The sequence below is a fragment of the Candidatus Dechloromonas phosphoritropha genome, assembly GCA_016722705.1.
Taxonomy (GTDB): domain Bacteria; phylum Pseudomonadota; class Gammaproteobacteria; order Burkholderiales; family Rhodocyclaceae; genus Azonexus; species Azonexus phosphoritrophus.
Map to the genome: position 1 here is coordinate 665,977 of JADKGN010000001.1, position 20,759 is coordinate 686,735.

Here is a 20,759-nt window from a genome sequence, read left to right on the forward strand (position 1 = left end):
CCAAGGCAAATATCTTGACTCGATTCAATTGCGCCGACGAGAGCGCGGCAGGCGCCGTATCCTGTTGCCTTGAGTGTATTCACGATTCGCCGAACAGCCGGAATAAACGCAAATTCTTTCTCAGGCATTCCCCAAAGGAGCTGTCTTGGTGGAAATCCGCACCCGGACCGGATGATGCGGCGCCGTACCCGGGTCCGTCGGCTGACCGGCCACCGTCGCCGGCGCACGCCGCTTGCGCGCGCGCAACGACGCGGGGACCGGCTCGACCTGGCTCCGCTTGGCCAGTTCCTCGCGATCGACGTCCGCCACCAGACCAGCGAAGCTCTCCCTGAGAAAGTTTGCAAAGACCTCGGGATCCGGCATCATCTTGCGGCACGACACCACGGTCGCCCACAGGTTGCCGCAATAGCTGAAGCCGGTGATGTTGAGCCCGACGCCGTTCTTGACGACGCCGATCGGGTAGAAACGGTCGAGTTGCGCCCCGGCAAGATACAAGGGCACGTCGGGCCCGCGTACGGTTGACACGACGATGTTCAGATAATCGCCGAGCAGGCTGTCAACCACCGCTGAGGTGATGCGGGTCGGCAGTTCGTCCGCCAGTTGTCGCAACAGATCGTGACCGATCACGTCCGCGGTCTGTCTGGCCTCACTCGCGGATTGCCGAATGGCGCGCAGACGCGCGAGCCCGGACTCGATTTCGACATGCAACGGCACGCGATGCTGGTTCAGCTTGTTCCCCTGATCGCTGCCCGGGAGGATGTCCTGGTGCGACGCCGGCACTGCCGCTGCCACGCCGGCCCCCAGTGGATCACCGGATTCCTGCAGGTAGCGCCGCACGGCACCGCCGACCGTGGCCAGGAACACATCATTGGTCGTCACGCCGCTGACCCATTTGCGCACGCGCTGAACCTTCACCATTTCGAAGCCGACACCCTCGACGACACGCCGCGACGAGACGGAGCCGGCAAATCGGGTCTTGACCGGATCCCGCGGCAACGCCAGTTCATCCAGCAGCCGTTCGCGCAAGGTTCCCCCGGCGACCCGCTTGTAGAGCGCTCGCGACGCCAGCGACGTCATCTTCACGCCTGCCGTCGAAATTGCGTGCCACAGGCGCACCACTCGTGGCACGGCATTGCTCAGCGAACGCGCATACAACTCGATCAGAGTCGGCACGGCATCGGCAAAGAACGGCTTTTTCAACACATGGCTATGCTCCGGCATGGCGATCAGCGAATGCAGGGCGCGCAGGATCTTCGCGCTCGCCTCGCCGTCCACTTCACTGCGATGGAACTTCATGTAGATGGCGAAGCTTCCCGCCTTCACGTCTTCGACGTTATCTATTCCTTCGATGACGTAAATCTGCCAGAGCGGCTTGGAACGGTCGAGCACCAGCGAATGCAGACGCGCGGCCTGGATGCAGAGATGCCGCCAGTCGCCGGGCTTGGGCAACGCGATGTGGCGAATGTGGTATTCGAGGTCGACCTCGGCCTCATCGACCCAGTAGGCGCGGTCCAGATCGAAAGGCACCCGAACCAGCCGACGGCGCAGAACCGGCGAGACATCGAGCCGCTCGCGGATGTGCGACATGATGTCGCGCAGCCTGACCCTGCCGCCGGGCGCCGTGCTCGGATCGTAGATCCCGAGCACCGCCACGTGCATGCACTGGTTGGGGCGTTCCATGGCAAAGAAGAGTTCGTCTAGACCGCCAAGTTGTTTCATCGATAGCTCGGAAAGTGGACAAGAAACTCGTTCATCGGGCGCCGGCTAGCGCCGACATCGTTGCAGTCTCCGTCACCCCCTCCACTCCAGCACCTGAGAGGCTGACCCAACCCGTCACCAAGGACCGGCCGACTGCGAGAAGCTTACTACACCAGATCGGCCAACAATAGAAGGAAAACCCTATACACGAAAGGGGAAAACATTTGCCCTTCCGCTCCGGAAATGCAATTGCCATTTGCGCCACCCACCGCGAAGGCCGGGAACCGCCAAGCCGACCTTTCAGCGGCTCCCGGCCACCTACCGCGTCCCGGCGCGCCGCAGCGCGTCCGCCTGAAAATTGACAAGCTGGCCCCGGATATTGAAACGGATGGGACTCTTGATCCCATGGTCGAGCCCGCCGACGAAATAGGAGCCCGCCGTCAGATCATGAAAGATTCCGAGCCTGTACCAGGGCAATTGCACATCGTAGTACTGGATCAGGCCGTGCAGTGCGACCCGCCAGAGGTCGCCGCGCGTCGAGTAGGATTCCTCGGCAACGACACTCCAGCTGTCCTCGTCGAGATAGAAGACCCGCTTGCCGTAGATGTGGGCCTGCCCCGACCGCAACTTGGCCTCGACCACCCAGACGCGGTGCAGTTCGTAGCGCATCAGGCTGGAATTGACCGACCCGCGGCGGATGATGTCCTCGTCGCGTTGATCCTTCTGGCCGATGCGGTAGCAATTGTAGGGAATGTAAAGCTCCCGCTTGCCGACCAGGGTCCACTCGAAACGATCCGGAGAGCCGTTATAGGCGTCGATCTGGTCGGCGGTAAACATTCCTTCCGAGCCGTCCGGAATACCGTCGTAGCCGAGATCGGGTGCGCGCCTGACACGGCGCAGGCCGAAATTGTAGACCCAGGCGCTGCGGCGTTCCTTGATCTGATTGAGCGGTTCATGGACAAGAAAGATCGTACCCAGCAAGGTGGCCGGTTCCGTGTAGTCGCCCATCGCGACGAACAGCCGGTTCTCGGTCTTCTTGTCCATGTTGGTTTCGTAGATCCGGCGCGAATGGAAGCCGATACGGTAATAGTCCCCGGACGCCCGGACCGGAAAGGCCAGGGTCGTGCGCTCGATGCCGCCCCCCATATAGCGCAGCAAGTGGTTCCAGATCACTTCGAGCCCCGTACCGGGAACCGGGAAGGGCACCGGGTTGTAAGTCGTCAGATTCACGGCCGACCCTTCGATTGCCGCCGAGCCGGCCTGTCTGACCACCTCGGCCATCACTGCAGCGGGGTAGGCGGCCGTCCGGCGTGTACGGAACACCGGCATCTGGAAGCCTTCGGTCTTCTGAAGCAGGGCGACGAGCCCGGGCATCAGTTGCTCCCGGTGGTTCGTCCAGTTTTCCCTGGTTATCGTAAACAGCGGCACATCCTCCGGAAACGGGTCGATGTAGCCCATTTCCGGACGCCATCCTGCCGGGGGCGCCATCAAACCGCCACTCCAGGCGGGAATCGTTCCCGCGGCGTTGCCGGCGCGCTCGGCTCCGATCGGCGTCAGCTCGCGCCCGAGCTTGCCAGCTGCCGCAGGTGCCTGGGCATGAGCGCCGATGGCAGCGGTCGCCGCCAACACGGCCACCATCAGGGAATACAGGGTGTTTCTCAGGCGAAGTATCCCTGCCCGCGACCGCTGGTGACCGCCTGAATCCGGTTATCGACCCCCAGCTTGATGAAGATGTTCTGGACGAGCAACTTGGCCGTTTCCGGGCTGATCTCGAGAACGGCTGCAATCCGCTTGTCCGACTGCCCCATGGAAATCAGCGGCATGACATCAATCTCGTGCGCTGTCAACGGGCGGGCGCCGGAGATATTAGCCAGGGGACGAACCTTCCGCCCTTTCCGGCTGACCGCGAAAGCACTGGCCAGCCAATTCAGGTAGCAGGAGACAACGGCATGCCCGGCCTGGCCTGAAAACTCTTTGCGCGCGCTGTCGATCAGGGCGCCAACCTCCGGCCCGCCATTAACGATGCTTCGTATCAGACCAGCCGCCGCAGCCAGTTCCGGAATCATCAGGCGGCGGCCGTCATCCATCCGGGTGACCGGCAGCGTGCGCACGGTCGCCTTCAGATTCCCTTCTCCACCGTGGTCACCGCCCGCGCTCCTGAACCATGCCGCGCTCGATGATGCCGGCGCAGTCGGTTCCGCGCGGCAGGCTGCCGTATTGGCCATGACCCCTGCGCTCGAGCCGTGAATGGCAGAAGGCATCCGCTACCCGGTCCGGTGCATGCCGCACCAGGAGGCTGGCCTGCAGGCCGAGCGCGAGACGGTCGGCGATATCACGCGCCACGAATTCGTGATCCCGCTGGTCGGCAAGGTCGGCCCGAAGTGTCGCGACATGCCGGTCGAGCCCGGCATTGCCGCCGCGCGCCAGGTCCACCTCGGCGAAATAGGCGTCGATCACGGCCGGCGTCTTATTAATCGCGCGCAGCATGTCGAGACACTGGATATTGCCGCTGCCTTCCCAGATCGCGTTGACCGGCGATTCGCGGAACAGGCGTGGCATTGGCGAATCCTCCATGACGCCGCTGCCGCCGATGCATTCCATCGCCTCGGCCACGTGCTGCGGCATCCGCTTGCACACCCAGTACTTGCCCAGTCCGGTGCCGAGCCGGACGAGCAGCGCTTCGCCTTCATCGCATTCGTTGTCGAGCGCCCGCGCCATCCGCAGCGACAGCGCCGTGGCCGCCTCCGACTCCAGCGTCAGATCGGCCAAGACGTTCTGCATCAGCGGCTGATCGACAAGCCGCCTGCCGAACGCGCGGCGCTGCCCGCAGTGATGCAGCGCCTGTACCGTCGCCGCGCGGATGCCGCCGCTCGAACCGACCAGACAGTCGAAGCGCGTCATCGCCACCATGTCGATGATCGTCCACACCCCTCGGCCCTCCTCACCGACCATCCAGGCCAGCGCGCCGCGCAACTCGGTCTCGCAGGAGGCGTTCGCGACATTGCCCATCTTGCGCTTGAGGCGCTGGATCTGCATCGGGTTCTTCGACCCATCCGGGCGCCAGCGCGGCAGCAGGAAACAGGTCAGGCCGCGGGCGGTCTGGGCCAACGTCAGAAAGGCATCGCACATCGGCGCCGAGACGAAAAACTTGTGGCCGACGAGTTCATAGGCCTGCCCCGGACCTTCCCGGCCAATCGGGCAGGCGCGCGTCGTGTTGGCGCGCACGTCCGACCCGCCCTGTTTCTCGGTCATCGCCATGCCGATGGTCAGCGCCGCCTTCTGGTCGGCCGGCACATTGCGCAGGTCATAACCGTCGGCGGTGATCCGGCCTTCCCAGAGCGCGGCCAGTTCCGGCTGGTGGCGCAGCGCTGGCACCGCGGCAAAGGTCATCGTGACCGGGCAGCAATGACCGGCCTCGACCTGCGACATCATGAAAAATTTCGCCGCCCTCGCCACGTGCGCGCCAGGCTCCGGATGCCGCCACGGCGCCGCGTGCATGCCGGCTTCCAGCGACGTCGCCATCAGCGCATGATAGGCGGGATGGAAGCGCACCAGGTCGATCCGGTGCCCGAAGCGGTCATGTGTATCGAGTTCCGGAGGATAGCGATTGGCCTGCTCGCCCAACGCGAGAAAATCGGCGGACCCGAGCTTGGCGCCGAACACCTGCAACACTGCCTCCGCCGCCTGCCCCCCCTGGGTGTCGACGGCTTCCCGCAGCGCGCGATCGCTAGCGTACAGGTTGTAGTCGACGAGCGCCTCCGGCTGGTTCAGAACTTCATGCGTCTGCACGAGATAGCGATCGCCGGCGATGGCAGCCGACTCAATTCCTGCCGGATCGTCTTGATTCATTGCCGTCTCCAAACATTTACAGCGTCCGGTAATTGCCGCGCCTAACGCGGCGACGGCCAAGCTCCAAATATACCCCGTGGCGAGGCAGCTTGAACAGCGCGGCGCCGTCCTGCCCGGCCTCTCCCGCTACGCCGAATCCTCAACCGCGCCGCGTAGCAGATCCTGGCGAGTCGCAAGTGGGGTCTCCCCGAACCGATGCTGGCAGCCTTGAGGCATTTCCCCGGAACTTCATATCGGGCCAGCGGCCACCCGGATCGAGCACAAAAACGCCCTGATTGGCGCGTCCAGGTTACCGTGAATGACGAGTGCGGGAACCGCGATCGCGGGAAGACCGGCTGAACCGACAGCGCATGACCTTTTCCACTGGGAAACAGCAACAGGTTCACCATATGGACACGGTCATGCCGATTCGCCCCAGGGCAATTGCATGAATCTTATACAAGACCGAGGAGTTATTCGCGAAACGCATCGCAAGCAGGGGCGATAAGGCGGGGCACCTTGAGGCCACCTTTGCGTTTAACTGGGGCGAGGCGAAGCAGATTCAGGATGAATTGGCGAAGGACGGCCAGATTGTGCGCGGCATGATCCGTGCGAGCGCGCATCTGATCATCGCCAAAGACGACGTCCATGCACCAATGCAGGCTGTTCTCGACACGCCAGTGCTGACGGACAGCGAGATTCAGACGGGCCGCATCCGGCGCCAGACTGCTCAGGTAGCAACGCCGCTCATACGAGGTTTTTCCACGGACCGTGCGCTCGGTGGTGATGACCGCAAACGACTGCAGATCCGGCCAACGCTCAGGGGCATGCAAGCAGTCCAGTTGATTGAATACCGTGCAGCGACACACCTCCAGGCGACCATGATCCTTTTCGACAACGTCGTGAGCCTGATGCGCTGTCTTGTCCGGCGCCGTCTCAAAGGCCTGCCAGAAATCCTTGATCGATTCGGCCAGCATCGGCTGATTGTCCTTGACTGCCAGAACATAGTCCACTCCCCGCGCCCAAATGGCTTGTGCAATCGTCGCTTGCGTCCCCATGGCGTCATTGGTCGCGACGCAGCCTTCCAGCGCCAGCGTCGCCAGCAGTTCGGGAATCGCCGTCTTCTCGTTCGACTTGGCGGGGGTTGCCCGTTGTCCGAGTACCAAGCCAGCGCCCGCGGCAAAGGCGCTGACCAGAGGCAGGGGCGTGGCGTCGACGCCTCCCGAGCAACGGCTGGTCTTGCCATCAATGGCGATGACTTCGCCGTTCGTCAGTGTCGGCAAGACCTGGCTGATCCAGCGCACAAAGGCAGCGCTGAACTGATCGGGATCAATCGCCGCAAAAAGCCGACCGAAGGTGTCATGGCTGGGAATACCGTATTCAAGCGTCAGATGCTGGCGTAGCCAGGCTTCCTTCTCATTCGCCCAGGCTTCGATCTCGACGAAGGTATCCGCTCCTGAAAGCACAGCACAGACGGCAATTACCAGCAATTCCACCCGCTTGTGTTCGACCTTCTTCATCTGTCGCGGATCACCCACACCAACCCAGATATCCAACAGCCGAACCGTGTTTCCTGTCGCTATGGAGAAACTCCAAAAAGACAGAAAACTACACAAATCAGAGAGCTGTGAACAGCTCCTTCGTAAGCCCTTGATCGTCAACGACTATTTTTGAGGGTCTACGACAGTGGCATTCATGCGATTGCCGCGCGATTCGCCCGCGCCGGTCAAGCCGGAGACGAAGCAAATGTTAATATTCTTCGTTAAACAATTATTTCTGCCAAGTTCGTTTCTGCCGACGCTGGATTTTCATTGCTGGCGTTAGGGAATTTGTTCACCCGAGGATTCCGGTTTCACCCGTAAAAGTGTTCAAGAATCATCCTATAACCATTGCCAAACTGGCCTTGATCGGCCTTGCCGCTGCTTTTGTCGTCTGGCGCGTCGTTGCCATCAATATCTCTGAATTACTGGTTCAGGGTGACGAACCGAATGCAGCCACACAAGCGCTTCTCTGGGACGCCAGCCGTGCTGATGCGCTCTACCTTGAGGCGCTTCGCTCCGCCAAGGAAAACTCCGGCCAATCTTCAACGCTTCTCAAGTCTGCGGTACGGAGCAATCCCGCGGATGGCCCGAGTTACGCAGCAATTGCGCGAATCCACGAAGCCGGGGGAGATCTGAAGACAGCGGAAAATGCCATCGAGACCGCGGTGCGGATGGCGCCGCAACGTGTCGATGTGCAATACGAAGCTGCGGGTTTCTGGATGCGTCGTAGCGATATTCCCCGAGCGATGAAGCACTTGAATGTGGTGCTCACCTACGGCGACTCGCTGCGTCGCGAACTATTCCCCGATCTCCTAAAACTCGCCGAAGACCCGGCAACGCGCGAGGCAACGTTTTCCGGATTACTGCTGCAACCGCTCGTTTGGTGGACAGACTTCTTCTCTTACGCCGCCGGCAACGCAACCCATATCGACACCCTGCGCGCACTCTCCGCCATGCAGGCCAGCGGCCCGAACCCCATGCCCCCCGCGAGCCTTCGGGCTTACCTGGAGCGCCTGCAGAAGGAAGGCCTGTGGATAGATGCCTATATCACCTGGCTCAACAGCCTGCGCAAGGATCAGTTGAACGCCATCGGCAATCTGTTCAACGGTGACTTTGAAACAGAAATCAGCAACAAAGGCTTCGACTGGATTATCACGCCAAGTAGCCAGGCCGTCGTCGAGACCGCATCCACCCACGGAGCCAACGGCAGCAAGGCGCTGCGTGTCCTGTTCCGGGGCCCGCGCATCCAGTTCCAGAACCTCCGGCAGCATCTCATGCTCGACCCTGGAAATTACCTGTTGCGCGGGCGCGTGCGCCCGGACCATCTGGAGGCAACCAAAGGCGTCCGCTGGTCGATCTACTGTCATGGCCAGGCAACCCCGCTGGCGAGCAGCGAGACTTTTCGCGGCAGTGATCACTGGACGCATTTCTCTGTTCTTGTCGAAATTCCACGGCAGGACTGTGCCGTTCAGACAATTCGCCTCGAACTGGCCGGTCGGTCAGCACTCGATTTCGAGGCCAAGGGTGCCATCTGGTTCGATGACCTGTCGTTGACCCGGCAGCGCCTTGACTGAAATGGCCGAAGCATGCTCCAATCCTCATTGCAAAAAATATTTTCTCAATCGACAAGCAGTTAAACGACTTCCCGAGTAAAAGCAATGAACAGTTTCAAGAAATTCTCATCTGCCCTCACCTTGTCTTGCCTTTGCATTGGTTTTGCCTACGCGCAAGATCCTGCCAATGTCGCCAAAGTGACTGAGGCGAATGGCAAGGTTCTGGTCAACAAGGGAAATGGCCTGGTTTCAACCAAGGCAGGCACTCTGCTCGTCGACGGCGACCGCATCGTCACACTGGACAAGTCCAATGCAAGAGTCATCTTCTCTGACGGATACGAGCTTGTCCTCGAAGAAAACAAAATTCTCGTCATCGACATGAAGCTTGGATCCAAGTCTGCCGTGCTGGCCAGCGAACCAGCGGCTGGCGCCGTGGCGGCCGGTGGTTCTCTGCCAGAGGGCCTGTGGATTGTCGGCATTATCGGTGCCGGCGGCGCACTCTTGGCAGGCGCGAACAGCAACAACAACAATTCGGACAATCGGCCGATCAGCGGCCAATGATTCACTGACCCAACGCAGTGCATGCATCTGCCCGCCCTGCTTCCAGCGAAGCAGGGCTTTCTTTTTCCGGTGTCGCTCTTCTCGCCGCGCTGCTGGCATTTGCTCCCCTGATCAAGGGCGGCAACCGCCCACTGCCGCTGATCATCCTCGAATCGGCGGCTGTCGTCCTGTTGTGCCTGCTGCTGACCCGGCCACATTTCGGCAATCAGCTCCCCCGTACCCTGTTGGCAGCACTTACGGTGCTCGTGGCACTGCCGCTCATCCAGTTGATCCCGATTCCCATGTCGCTCTGGGAATACCTTCCCGGAAGACGGTATTACGCCGAGGCCATGTCTGGCGTGGGCGTAACGCAGGATTTCCGGGTGGCTTCACTCTTGCGGAATGTGACGGAGGCCGCATGGCTGACGCTACTGGTCCCGATCGCCGTCTTTCTCGCCACGCTCGCCACGGACCAACAACGCCTCAAGTATTTGGTCAATTTGTTCATCGGCCTGGCCCTGCTCCAGGCGATCATTGGCCTCGCCCAGTTCGGTACCGGGTCGCTATCCGTACTCTGGCCGGAACCCGGCGCCCGGTTCGCCAGTGTCAGCGCCAATGGGACCTATGCAAACTCCAACCACCTCGCCGGCCTGCTTGAAATGGCCTTGCCGGTGGTATTGGGGCTGCTCATCGCACATCTCCAGTTGGGTGGCGGCAAAAAATTCCACCCTATCCAGCAATCAAGCATCCGGCAACGCATCTCCCGCCTGTTCAGCAGCGGGATCCGCTTCAATCTGGTTGCGCTCTACGCTGCTGCCGGCCTGGGGATTCTTCTTGGTATTGTTTTCAGCCGCTCACGCACCGGCATTGCGCTGGCCATGCTGGGGATTCTCCTGAGTTCTCTGGTCTTTGGCAGCCGTGTTGGCGGCAAGCGTTCCAGCCGGATAATCACTGTCTTCATGGTCATCGGCAGTGCACTGGTACTGGAAATTGGCCTTGCTCCCGTTCTTGCACGCTTCGCCAGCCAAGGTGCGTCCGACCCCTACCGCTGGTCCGTTTACACCAGCACTCTTCAGGGTATCCGGGAATTCTTCCCGCTGGGAAGCGGTTTTGGCACCTACCCAACGGTCTTTCGCCGCTTCCAGCCCGGTGACGTCCCCGAGTTCGTCAACCATGCCCACAACGACTATCTCGAGTGGCTATTCGAAGGCGGGCTCCCCGCAGCGCTGTTGATGCTCGTATTTCTGGCACTCTACCTCCTGCGCTGGCGCCAAATCTGGCCCCGGGAGGACTACTGGTTGCCCTACGATTTCAAGCGGATATCAGCCGGCATCGCCCTTCTGTTGATGGGACTACACGGATTGATCGACTTCAATCTGCATATCCCGGCCAATGCAGTCTTCTTTGCCTTCCTCGCCGGTGTTTTTTTCCACCCGGAAGCACCAGCGCGGCAAGTCCCTGGCACCCCGCCCAAGAAAGTACCGGTCATTGCCAGGCCCGAGCCCCCGCCGGTCACGGTCGCCAAACCGCAGCCAGCAAACGATCAGGTTCACAATCCCTTCGCCGACTAGCGCCGGCGCGCCCGAACCAGTCTAGCCGCTCGAATCCTGCGCTTTAGCTGAAGAAACAAGCGAGCCGAGCGCTTTCAAGACCACCGCGGGGCGCGCCAGCAACACCATATAGCCCAGCAGCAGCGCGACAAAGACGCCAAACATGGCGGCCTCCGGCACACCATGCGCTTGGGCACTGGTGGCCAGCAACGAAAACGTCACCGAGGCAGCAGCCTTCAGCCAGACCACCTGACTGACGGAAAGCCCGCCGTCAAGCAAGACGTAATGCAAGTGCTGCCGGTCCGCATAGAACGGGCTCTTGTGCTGCGTCATGCGCAGGAACATCACCGCCCCCATGTCGAGCAAAGGTACGGCGATAATCCAGACCGCAGTAATCGGTCTCAGCGGCGAAGCGTTCATGCCCCCCGCCAGCCTGATCGAATACCAGGCCAGAAGCAGTCCGAGCAGCAGCCCACCGGTATCGCCCATAAAGACCAGAGCACGTTTGCGCCAGGGTGAGCGCAAATTGAAGATCAGAAAACCTGCGACCGCGCCCGCCAGGATCATCAGTTCCATTACCAGGCGCGTATTGCCTGCAACCAGCGCAACGGTAAGGAACACCAGCAGGGAAATCAGCACCTGCGTCCCGGCCAGTCCATCGACCCCGTCGATCATGTTGATCGCGTTCATCAGACCGATGATGGCGATGACGGTGACAAGATAAGACCACTTGCCCAACACCACGTCGCCAATCGCAAACATGTCCCCCAGGTGCATCACATGCACCTCGGTGCCGGAAACGACTAGCAGTCCAGCGATCAACTGGGCAAAAAATTTCGAACGGTGACCGATCTCGCGTGCATCATCTGCCACACCGATAGCCATCGTAATGACCAACGCAAACATCAGGCTGCCGCTCTGTCCCGGGAGCAAACCGGCCAGCCACTGCGTCAGGGCCAGGGACAGGAAGATCGCAACTCCCCCGACCAACGGGGTTGGCACCGCATGATTCTTGCGGCCCGCCGGGTGATCGACCAGATCAAACCGCCGCGCCGGCGCGATCAGCGCCACAACGAAAAACGCCGATAGTGCCGAGGACAACAAAACCCACCACAACGGGGAGAAGGAAGTCATGCCGATTTCCACCCAATCTTGTACCAATGATCCAGCATGGATATCTGGCGGACCTCAGTACAAGACCCCCCATTTTTTGGCGTTATATTCAATGAGCATTATGGCACCGAAACGGTCCACCGGAGCAGGCGCCGGCGTGGCAGAAACCACTCCGGAAAGCGCAAACCAAATAGCGCCCCTCACTCCCCCCAACCGAACCGATAACGCCCCACGTAATACCCCAGCTTGAGCACCTCCATACCGATACCAATGGCGGTCGCCTTGTTCTGCCACCAGTTCCACGCCGACCAGTCGGGCGTTGGTGCAGCCACGAAGGTATAGCGCAAACCGGAACCCCGAAACACGGACCACCACGAATAATTTACGCGCAGCAGGTGCTGCGGGTCGCTGACCACCAACACATGGTGGATGCCGTTCGCCTCCATCCAGCGGCGCATCACCAGCGCCTCGGTCCACGTGCTGTCTGCGCTGCGGTCGACATGAATCGAAATGCCTTTCAGGTCACTCGTGGCATCCTGCAACACATGCGGCAACGGAAGAATCAGCATCAAGGTGTCGGCATAACCCGCAAGGAGCAAGTCCTTGCCCCGCGCATAACGATGACCGGGGTCTTCGCCCAGCACCACCACCGCATCGGCGGCCACCGGCTCGCTTGCCGGCCACGTCATGATCGCCCCCAGACTCAGCCAGAGCGTCCACACCAGTGCCACCAGCAAAGCAAGCAGGCGCACCCAGAAAAACAACCTGCGGATCAATTTAGAAGCAAAGGAGCTCAGCACGCAAGACTCACGAAAGCAGTTCCCCATATACCGCCAAGGTTTTGGCGACAACGATACTTTCATCAAACTCCGCCAGCGCCTTGATCCGGGCCGCCTGGCCCAGACGTTCGCCCAGCATGGGGTCATCCTGCAGGCGGGCAATCGCAGCAGCCAGCGATGCCGCATCGTGCACCGGTACCAGCAAGCCATCCACGCCATCGCTCACTACCTCGCGGCAGCCCGGCACATCTGTCGTTACCAAGGGCAGCGCGCAGGCGCCGGCCTCGATCAAACCCTTGGGCAAGCCTTCGCGAAAACTGGGCAGAATTACCGCGTCGACCGTGGCAAACAGTCCAGGCATGTCGTCAACATGCCCCAGCCAGTGCACCAGGCCTTCAGCCACCCAGCCACGCACCTGCGCCTCGGGCACCGCCGCCGGGTTGCCCGGGTCCGGGTCGCCAGCCAGCAAAAAGTCGATGGTCCGCCCTTGCGCACGCAATCGGGAAGCTGCCTCGACATATTCGCCAACACCCTTGTCCCACAGCAAGCGCGCCGCCAGCAGCACACGGAAGCGTTCACCACGCCGACGTTCCGGGGTCGGCACAAAGCGGCGGCAATCCACCCCGGAGCCGGGAATCAGGCGAATCGCCGCAGGATCGGCCAAGCGCGCTTTCTTGAACAGGCTCACATCGTCCGGGTTCTGCAAAATCAGGCGCGCCGCCTTGCCATCAAGGGCAAGACGCATCAGCGTCCGCACCACCGGCCGCAGCAATCTCGCCTTCAAATCGCTGCTGCTGAAGACATAACCCATGCCCGCCACGGCATTGACCCGCGGTATCCCGGTCAGGCGTGCGGCCAGCGAACCATAGACCGCGCACTTGATCGTAAAGCCGTGCACAAGATCGACCCGCTCCTCGAAAAACAGACGTTTCAGCCAGTTGACCAGAGCGAGTTCACGCAGAGGATTCAGGCTGCGCCGCTCCATCGGCGCCGCCACCCAGCTAAACCCCAGCGCCCGCAGCTTTTCACCATAAGGTCCGGGCGGCGAAACCAGCAACACCTCATGCCCTGCCTCGCGCAGCGCCAAGGCCAGCGAACGGCGAAAGTTATACAGATACCACTCCGTATTGGCGAACAGGGCAATTTTCAAAAAAACGCTTCCAGAGGATAAAAACGATACGGCAGCCAATATTGGGAATGGTCAGCAAAATTCAGCCACACGAACTGAACCAGACCGTAATACAACAGGACGCCCGCCACCGGGCCGGCCACATCCCTTACCGTCCGTTTGCTGACCACATCGGGGAAATGCGAAAAAACCACCAGTTGCAAGGGCAGCATGTACAACGCGATACGGTCGATTGCGGTCGACGCCGGAGAAACCAGAAAAATGCCGAACAAACCAATCGAGATCAAGGCAAACCACAACCACAACTTGCGCTCGGCTTCAGCAAACCGGAACCTGTCGCGCAAAAGAAGCAGGATCAACGCAGGCAGCAGGTTCATGGCCAGGCGGATCATCGCACCACTCGACTGGTATTCAGCCTCGACATAATTCTTGTATAGGCTTTCAGCGGCATCTTCCAGAAAAAGAAAATAACCCAGCGCAACAGAACCCGCACCCCAGGCAAACGCCAGCATGCGGTTGCGCGCCGCAGCCAGCGCCGCGATCGGCAGCAACAACACCGCCGTCTTGTGAAATGTCGCCGCCAGCATCACCCAAAAAACAAACCGACCCGGCGCTCCCTTGCCCAGCGCCACCAGACCGAGCATCGCCAGGCCCAGCGCGATGCCCTGCCGGCTGTAACCCATGGCAACGACAATCACCAGATAAGGCATCGCGACCGAGAGCGCCAGCCACGGTCGGGGCAAATGGCGGCAAAAAACAACCAGCCCCACGGCGAAAAGCGCGCCGCCCATCAGGTTAACCCCGAAAACATCCCAATTCATTTCAACGCTCAGCCAGTTGATGATTTGGTAGCCCGGATCGCTCATCAAGACCACTTCGTCCAACGTGACACCACGCACATCGTTCAAGTAATGAAAATAATTGAACCAGTCCCCGCCCACCTCGTAGCGATAACCGATCAGCAGCGTCATAACCGCCGCCACTGCAACCCAGGCTTCGTTCAGACGCGCGGAAACACTCGACGGCCTGCTACGCGCCCGATCCACCTCGCTCATCAACGCCACAATCGCCGGCACCACGAACATCAACCAATATGGCCACATCTCAGGAATTCGCCTCCAGCCAGGCCTGGAACATCAGCACGCTCCACAATTTGGGCGTCCAGTCATGGCGTCCGCTCAGGTGCTCCCGCCACTTCTCACGAATCGGCCCCGGGTTCAAGTAGCCTTCGCGTGTTAGCCGGTTTTCATCGAGTAGCGCTTCGGCCCAGTCGCGCAAGGGTCCGCGCAACCACTGCCCGACCGGAATGGCAAAACCCGCCTTCGGCCTTTCGATCAGCCCGCGCGGCACATACTTGTAGAGAATCTGGCGCAAGGCCCATTTTCCCTCGTTGCCGCGAATCTTCATCGACAGCGGCAACTGCCAAGCAAGTTCGGCCACCCGATGATCAAGAAACGGCATGCGGGTTTCCAGGCTGACCGCCATGGCGGCGCGGTCCACCTTGCACAAAATGTCATCCGGCAGATAAGTCCGGCTATCCTGATACATCATGCGCAGCGAACTCCCCTCCACTCCGCTTTCCGGTAAGGCATCTGCCAACAGGCTGGCAGGTTCTATAAGCTGGGTGCCTGCTGAGCGCACCAGCAGTTCCGGTGCCGGCCATTCCGAAACCAGGCTCAAATAAAGATCATCGAGGTTGTGCACGCTACCTAGGCGGGCAGCGAGCTTGTGCGCCTTTTCACCGACATTGGCGATCCCGGCGGTGCCCGGCAACAAACGGTTGAGCGCCCCACCCAACGAATCCCAGCCACCCACCGGCACACCGGCAATCGCCACCCCCAACGCACGGCGCACGGGGTAAGGCAGCCAGGCAAGCCGGTTCCAGATGCGCGGCCCCCAAAAATAACGGTTATAGCCGCCGAACAACTCATCGCCCGCATCGCCGGAAAGCGCCACCGTGACCTGCTGGCGCGCGGCCTGGCAGACGAGATGGGTGGGAATCTGTGACGAATCGGCAAACGGTTCGTCGTACATCGCCGGCAACTTGCCGATCACCGCCCGCGCCTCGGCGGCGCTGACGAACATTTCCGAATGCTCGGTGCCCAGGTGTCGCGCCACCGCCCGCGCGTGCGGCGATTCATCGAACCCCGACTCTTCGAAACCGATGGTGAATGTCTTCACTGGCCGCGATGCCTGCGCCTGCATCAAGGCGACAATCGCCGATGAATCCACCCCGCCCGAGAGAAAAGCGCCCAAAGGCACATCCGCCAGCGATTGCAGACGAACCGCATCGCGCAAGCGTTCATCCAGCGCGGCCAGTGCTTCGCCTTCATCCACCAGTGGGTGCCGCGCCCCGTCTTCAACCACCTGAGCCAGCGACCACCAGCACGACAAGGTAAGGCCTTGATAAGCGGCTGGCGGGCGTAACGGCTCGGCCGGGGCCGATGCCGGCGGCTGGCCGTGAAGGCTCAACAGACAACCCGGTTCCAGCTTGTAGATGCCCTGATAAATGCTGCGCGGCGCCGGTACGTAGGTAAAGCGGAAATACTGCAACAGCGCCTCGCGACAAACCGGGTTGGCAAACCCGGGGTAAGCCCGCAGCGCCTTCAACTCCGACCCGAACACGAAGGCATCATTGGCCCAGCCGTAATACAGCGGCTTCTCGCCAAAACGGTCACGCGCCAGGTGCAGCGTACGTTCGTGCTTGTCCCACAGCGCGATGGCAAACACGCCCACCGTTCTGGTCAGCGTCGCTTCCACCCCCCAATGCTCGAAGCCAGCGAGCAGCGTCTCGGTATCCGAATGGCCGCGCCAGGCCGGCGCTGTTGCGGTCGACGCCAATTCGGCACGCAATTCCAGGTAGTTGTATATCTCGCCATTGAAAGCAATGACGAAGCGCCCGCCGGCCGAAGCCATCGGCTGATGCCCGGCGGGCGACAGGTCGATGATGGAAAGGCGCCGGTGGCCCAGCGCGATGCCCGCCTCGGCATCCGCCCACGCGCCGGCATCATCCGGGCCGCGCTGCTGGACGGCCAGCGCCATGCGCGTGACCAGCGCCTCCAGGCTACCCTGCGCGGTGCCGCACGCCGTCAATAATCCTGCTACACCGCACATACGCTACTAATTCTCTAAATGGCTATTTGTATTTTGAGGTTGAAAATCCAACACCAACATGGGTTTGCACCAGGCCCTTTTCGTGCAAAACATGATCGCTCTCAAGAGGAGATGGGCAGTTTAGCCGGCTGAATCAGGCACTCCGCTGGTATCCCCAGTTTCTCGTGCAGCTTCCAGATCATGTTCAGCGTCAGTGGGCGCTTGCGGTTCAGAATCTCATAGACGCGGTTCAGTCGGCCGATGGCCGGCACCAGGTCCTTGGGCGTTAGTCCGGCCTGATCCATGCGGAACTTGATGGCCTCGACCGGGTCCGGCAGATCGATCGGATAATGCTTGGCTTCATAGGCCGCCACAAGCGTCAACAGGATCTCAAAGCGATCCCCATCAGGTGTGCCCGGAATTGGCTCCTCGTCGAAATAGGCTGAGACTTCGCGTAGCGCGGCCTTGTAGTCATCTTCAGTGCGGATCGGGCGAATTTCCATCTCATACCTCCATTTCAACGGTTTCAGCGGCTATGGCGTCGTATTCCTTGTGAGTGCCAATGAATTTCACATAGACCGCTTGATAGTGATAGGCAACGGAAACCACCAATCGGTAATCGTTGCCCTTGATGTTGAACACCACGCGACGATTCTTGAGAATGCTCGCACTCCGGCACTGCGCCTTGATTTCAGAGGGCTGCAGCCATGTCGCCTTTCTGGCTTCATCAACCCAGGACTTGAGTGCTTGCTCGGGATCCGGATGCCTTTCCCAGAAGGCCCGCAGGAATTTAATGGCCACGATGTTCATGGAGAATTATAGTCCCATTGTGGGATACATCAACTTTTCCCGGCGGCTGCGCGCAGTACGTTGGCCAATACTGGAAGATTGCGTCGCAGCGAGTAATGCTGCTCCACACGTTCCCTGGCAGCGCGACCCATCTCGATACGGCGTGCTCGCCCATCGCGCAACGATCTGAAAGCAGCCAGCCACTCATCCGGCGTCGAAGCCAGCAAGCCACATTCATTTGTGACAACTTCCACATTGGCACCCACGGCAGAAGCGACAACTGGCACACCACAGGCCATGTACTGAATGAGCTTGAAAGCGCACTTGCCTTTAGCCCAGTCATCGTCTGGCAGTGGCATTACGCCAACATCGAATGTGCTGATCAAATCAATCTCGGTCGACTCCTGCCAGTTGATTTCAACCACCGACACATTCGGGATAACCGGCGCCTTTCCCCCAATCACCACAAATCGTACCTGGCCTTCAAGCCCGAGCAACGATAAAGGTGCCACCAGTTCGGCCAAATAGGGCGCCGTCGATGGCGAACCGATCCAGCCAACCGTAAACACTGCCTCAGAGCGGTCACGCGCACTGGGAATGTAACGCTCCGTATCTACCACGGTCGGGAGATAGTATTCCTTGCTGTTGAATTGCCGCGCGTAATTGGCCAGCGTGCTATTGCCTGCCGTAATACCCGCCGCACCCGCGATAACCTTGTCGAACTTGCTCCCGAGAAACGGCTTGAACAAACGCTTTGCCCCACTGCGGTACTTCAAATAAAAGGCATCGTCGAAGTCATAAACGTAAGGTATGCGAATCAATGCCCTTTCGATCCCGCCCGGAAGGAATGGATACAACTCGCAATGCAGCATCGCGACATCGAAATCGGATTGACCGAGCAGATCGGCGAAACGCCCCACCCCGGCGCGCAACATGGACCCAACCGGCCAGGCCTCTCCGGAAAATCGCCGACGCAGATAGTCATCCCCAAGCAGGTGGACGATTTTCAACTCAATACCCTCCCCGGCCAATCCGGGAACATACTGGCCGAGGCGGTATCGCGTGCTTGCCGCGAGTGGGCCGTACAAAGCCAGGCCAAGCACTCTGATCATTTCTTGATGCCAACCGCACACCAGAACGGTGCTCGTTCAGAGAAACGTATATCCATAAGCCCAGCCGCCTCCAGCATCTGGCTGATTTCCTTCCGCGTAAACCGCTGCTCCAAAGGCGTTCCGAAGCGGTCTCTTGAGTCGGTTCGCATCGTATAAAAGGTGTGCTTCCGGTAATACGACAACGGAATGCCCGAAACACGCATGCCCAGACGCTCAAGCAACAGCGACATCCGTGCCAGCGGAAAATAAAAGATTGCCGCCAGTGCATCGGTAACCAAATGCTTCAACGACGCAGGCAAGCGATAAATTACCCGACGCAGAATATCTGAACAGCGCCAAATGAATTTGAAGGCAAGCGAGCGGTTATCAAACGCGTAGTAGAGGTAAACAAGAAACGGCGCACCGGGTTTCAACATGACGACACAGGCCTTGATGGCCCCCGCAGTATCCGGCACATGATGCAGAACCCCCAGGGAATACCCGAAGTCCTGACTTTCAGGAGGCAGCGTCTTTTCATCGACGGAAGCACTGTGAAAAGTAACGCTTTCAAAGTCGGCGAGTGTCTTCCGGGCGATGTTCAGGGCTGATGACGGGTCAATGCAGTGTAGTTGCCCCACGCGCGGCGCCACCAGCCTGGCCCAGCGGCCGGAGCCACACCCCATGTCAAACCCACTCGCATCAGGCGGCAACCGTTGCCAGGGGAACACCGCAAAATACTCATCGAATATCTTGCGCGCCTCTTCATCCGAGAGTTTTGCCTGATCAAAGCGTGACCATTCGTCGCCAAAGCTCTGCACCGTATCGGCGTCCAGATTTTTACCCAATTCCAATTGCCTACGCCCCCAATTCCTTATAGACGCTTCGATATCGCCGCACGCCGTCATCCAGCGAAAAGTGCTTCTGGGCAGCCGCAACGCAGCGCTCGGAAATATCCGGCGTTTCCACCAGTTCAAGCAAACGAGCCAAGCCAGCCTGCAGGGCTTCCGGCGAAATCCCTTCCACTGCAATGCCGACCTTCTCCCCTTCCAGAATCTCGACCATATCCCCAACACCACGGTTGGTAAGGCACGGAATACCACAGCCGAGGAACTCGCCAAGCTTGGTTGGCGCAGATGCCTGTTTCGAGAACACCGGCTTGATGAGAAACACGCTGGCATCCATCCTGGCCATCAGCATTGGCACTTCGGCATGACTGGCAGAGAGAATTTCAACAGCTTCCAGCGGCACACCACCCGCCATCAAGTGTTCGCGGATGTAGTCCTGTTCCCCGCGATTAACAATCAGGAAGCGCGCATCGGACTTTAGCCTCAACAACGCGGCGAAACATGCGACGACCGCATCGAATTGATACCAGGTACCAGCGGAGCCCACATAACCGAGTACAAAGCCATTGTTGCGGTCGACCTGCTTTTTTGGCCGAAAACGGTCGAGGTCCGCGCACGTGGGGATTACCGTGACCGGCGGCATCCCGTGCTGCAGATAGGGAAACTTCTCCATTTCGCGCACCGCTGCATGGGTCAAGGAAATAACATGATCCGCAGCCAGCAAAAAGCGCCGCTCGAACCATTTGGCCACTCGGAACATTCGCCCTTCCCGTGGCCACAGCCCGCCGTCGACGCGCTCGTCGGCCCAGAAGCCGCGCATGTCAAAGACGAACTTCGCGCCCGTCAGGCGCTTGAGCACCAGGGCCATAACGGCGGCCACGTAGCTTCGGGCATGAACGATACGAATCCGGTAGCGCAGAATCACCCACAGGCCAGTGCTGATGCCAACAAGGATGTCATAGGCCGTTGCCAGCGCCGATGGCCGCTTGTGATAGCCGCGTGGATGCCAGTGGATACCCGCTGCATCCATGCGCTGCCTGACACTCGACTGCGCAGCCCCGTCCGCCCAGTCTTCCGGCTTTTCGAAACTCAGCAAATGAACGGTGGTGGATGCCGCCAGCCGTTCCTGATAAGCCAGCACCTGCGACTGGCCCAGCGGCTCAAGCATGCCGTCGTAGGAAATATATAAGTGACTCATCTCGTGGCATCC

General features: G+C 60.2%; 18 protein-coding genes. 3 read left to right on the forward strand and 15 right to left on the reverse strand.

Annotated features, from left to right (window positions below; translation table 11 throughout):
• Nucleotides 1–120: 120 nt before the first annotated feature.
• From IPP03_03325 to IPP03_03345, 5 genes are all read right to left on the reverse strand, one after another.
• Nucleotides 121–1,719, reverse strand: a complete 1,599-nt coding sequence (locus tag IPP03_03325) for a wax ester/triacylglycerol synthase family O-acyltransferase (GenBank protein ID MBL0351741.1) — start codon at nt 1,717–1,719, stop codon at nt 121–123.
• A gap of 297 nt (nt 1,720–2,016) precedes the next feature.
• The gene (locus tag IPP03_03330) at nt 2,017–3,336 is read right to left on the reverse strand and encodes a DUF1329 domain-containing protein (GenBank protein ID MBL0351742.1); all 1,320 of its coding nucleotides are present in this window, start codon (nt 3,334–3,336) and stop codon (nt 2,017–2,019) included.
• A gap of 20 nt (nt 3,337–3,356) precedes the next feature.
• The gene (locus tag IPP03_03335) at nt 3,357–3,809 is read right to left on the reverse strand and encodes a response regulator transcription factor (GenBank protein ID MBL0351743.1); all 453 of its coding nucleotides are present in this window, start codon (nt 3,807–3,809) and stop codon (nt 3,357–3,359) included.
• 31 nt (nt 3,810–3,840) lie between these two features.
• Nucleotides 3,841–5,547: an isovaleryl-CoA dehydrogenase gene (locus IPP03_03340; GenBank protein ID MBL0351744.1), complete on the reverse strand. Its 1,707-nt coding sequence runs from the start codon at nt 5,545–5,547 to the stop codon at nt 3,841–3,843.
• Between the two features lie 452 nt (nt 5,548–5,999).
• Nucleotides 6,000–7,109 (reverse strand): ISAs1 family transposase, encoded by a 1,110-nt coding sequence (locus tag IPP03_03345; protein MBL0351745.1) that lies wholly within the window; start codon nt 7,107–7,109, stop codon nt 6,000–6,002.
• A gap of 281 nt (nt 7,110–7,390) precedes the next feature.
• Here IPP03_03345 and IPP03_03350 point away from each other — a divergent pair, with 281 nt between their 5' ends.
• The 3 genes from IPP03_03350 (at nt 7,391) to IPP03_03360 (ending at nt 10,731) form a co-directional block, all read left to right on the forward strand.
• The gene (locus IPP03_03350; protein MBL0351746.1) at nt 7,391–8,641 is read left to right on the forward strand and encodes a hypothetical protein; all 1,251 of its coding nucleotides are present in this window, start codon (nt 7,391–7,393) and stop codon (nt 8,639–8,641) included.
• An 84-nt stretch (nt 8,642–8,725) separates the two neighbouring features.
• Complete coding sequence (locus tag IPP03_03355) at nt 8,726–9,181, forward strand: hypothetical protein (protein ID MBL0351747.1); 456 nt, start codon at nt 8,726–8,728, stop codon at nt 9,179–9,181.
• Between the two features lie 17 nt (nt 9,182–9,198).
• Nucleotides 9,199–10,731, forward strand: coding sequence for an O-antigen ligase family protein (locus tag IPP03_03360; GenBank protein MBL0351748.1), 1,533 nt, complete (start codon nt 9,199–9,201; stop codon nt 10,729–10,731).
• A gap of 21 nt (nt 10,732–10,752) precedes the next feature.
• On the opposite strand, the gene IPP03_03365 is transcribed toward IPP03_03360, so the two are convergent.
• From IPP03_03365 to IPP03_03410, 10 genes are all read right to left on the reverse strand, one after another.
• Entirely contained in the window at nt 10,753–11,856 is a 1,104-nt protein-coding gene (locus IPP03_03365; protein ID MBL0351749.1) for an undecaprenyl/decaprenyl-phosphate alpha-N-acetylglucosaminyl 1-phosphate transferase, read from the reverse strand.
• Nucleotides 11,857–12,023: 167 nt separating this feature from the next.
• Entirely contained in the window at nt 12,024–12,623 is a 600-nt protein-coding gene (locus tag IPP03_03370; GenBank protein MBL0351750.1) for a YdcF family protein, read from the reverse strand.
• A gap of 7 nt (nt 12,624–12,630) precedes the next feature.
• Nucleotides 12,631–13,752, reverse strand: coding sequence for a glycosyltransferase family 4 protein (locus tag IPP03_03375; GenBank protein ID MBL0351751.1), 1,122 nt, complete (start codon nt 13,750–13,752; stop codon nt 12,631–12,633).
• Nucleotides 13,749–14,834, reverse strand: a complete 1,086-nt coding sequence (locus IPP03_03380; protein ID MBL0351752.1) for an EpsG family protein — start codon at nt 14,832–14,834, stop codon at nt 13,749–13,751. The genes IPP03_03375 and IPP03_03380 overlap by 4 nt, the downstream gene beginning before the upstream one ends.
• Before the next feature lies 1 nt (nt 14,835).
• On the reverse strand, nt 14,836–16,845 hold the full coding sequence (gene asnB / locus IPP03_03385; protein MBL0351753.1) for an asparagine synthase (glutamine-hydrolyzing): 2,010 nt from the start codon (nt 16,843–16,845) through the stop codon (nt 14,836–14,838).
• A 101-nt stretch (nt 16,846–16,946) separates the two neighbouring features.
• The gene (locus IPP03_03390) at nt 16,947–17,327 is read right to left on the reverse strand and encodes a transcriptional regulator (protein ID MBL0351754.1); all 381 of its coding nucleotides are present in this window, start codon (nt 17,325–17,327) and stop codon (nt 16,947–16,949) included.
• Nucleotide 17,328: 1 nt separating this feature from the next.
• Entirely contained in the window at nt 17,329–17,634 is a 306-nt protein-coding gene (locus tag IPP03_03395; protein ID MBL0351755.1) for a type II toxin-antitoxin system HigB family toxin, read from the reverse strand.
• Nucleotides 17,635–17,663: 29 nt separating this feature from the next.
• The gene (locus IPP03_03400) at nt 17,664–18,725 is read right to left on the reverse strand and encodes a glycosyltransferase (protein ID MBL0351756.1); all 1,062 of its coding nucleotides are present in this window, start codon (nt 18,723–18,725) and stop codon (nt 17,664–17,666) included.
• Nucleotides 18,722–19,609, reverse strand: a complete 888-nt coding sequence (locus tag IPP03_03405; GenBank protein ID MBL0351757.1) for a class I SAM-dependent methyltransferase — start codon at nt 19,607–19,609, stop codon at nt 18,722–18,724. The genes IPP03_03400 and IPP03_03405 overlap by 4 nt, the downstream gene beginning before the upstream one ends.
• Nucleotides 19,560–20,747 carry a glycosyltransferase family 4 protein gene (locus tag IPP03_03410; GenBank protein ID MBL0351758.1) on the reverse strand — a complete coding sequence of 396 codons (1,188 nt, stop codon included), beginning with the start codon at nt 20,745–20,747 and terminating at the stop codon, nt 19,560–19,562. The genes IPP03_03405 and IPP03_03410 overlap by 50 nt, the downstream gene beginning before the upstream one ends.
• Between the last annotated feature and the right edge of the window lie 12 nt (nt 20,748–20,759).

Bases quoted from the DNA above. Each gene is read 5' to 3' on its own strand.
- IPP03_03325 (MBL0351741.1), bottom strand. From the start codon at position 1,719: ATGAAACAACTTGGCGGTCTAGACGAACTCTTCTTTGCCATGGAACGC.
- IPP03_03330 (MBL0351742.1), bottom strand. From the start codon at position 3,336: ATGGTGGCCGTGTTGGCGGCGACCGCTGCCATCGGCGCTCATGCCCAG.
- IPP03_03340 (MBL0351744.1), bottom strand. From the start codon at position 5,547: ATGAATCAAGACGATCCGGCAGGAATTGAGTCGGCTGCCATCGCCGGC.
- IPP03_03355 (MBL0351747.1), top strand. From the start codon at position 8,726: ATGAACAGTTTCAAGAAATTCTCATCTGCCCTCACCTTGTCTTGCCTT.
- IPP03_03380 (MBL0351752.1), bottom strand. From the start codon at position 14,834: ATGTGGCCATATTGGTTGATGTTCGTGGTGCCGGCGATTGTGGCGTTG.
- asnB (MBL0351753.1), bottom strand. From the start codon at position 16,845: ATGTGCGGTGTAGCAGGATTATTGACGGCGTGCGGCACCGCGCAGGGT.
- IPP03_03390 (MBL0351754.1), bottom strand. From the start codon at position 17,327: ATGGAAATTCGCCCGATCCGCACTGAAGATGACTACAAGGCCGCGCTA.
- IPP03_03395 (MBL0351755.1), bottom strand. From the start codon at position 17,634: ATGAACATCGTGGCCATTAAATTCCTGCGGGCCTTCTGGGAAAGGCAT.
- IPP03_03400 (MBL0351756.1), bottom strand. From the start codon at position 18,725: ATGATCAGAGTGCTTGGCCTGGCTTTGTACGGCCCACTCGCGGCAAGC.
- IPP03_03405 (MBL0351757.1), bottom strand. From the start codon at position 19,609: ATGACGGCGTGCGGCGATATCGAAGCGTCTATAAGGAATTGGGGGCGT.
- IPP03_03410 (MBL0351758.1), bottom strand. From the start codon at position 20,747: ATGAGTCACTTATATATTTCCTACGACGGCATGCTTGAGCCGCTGGGC.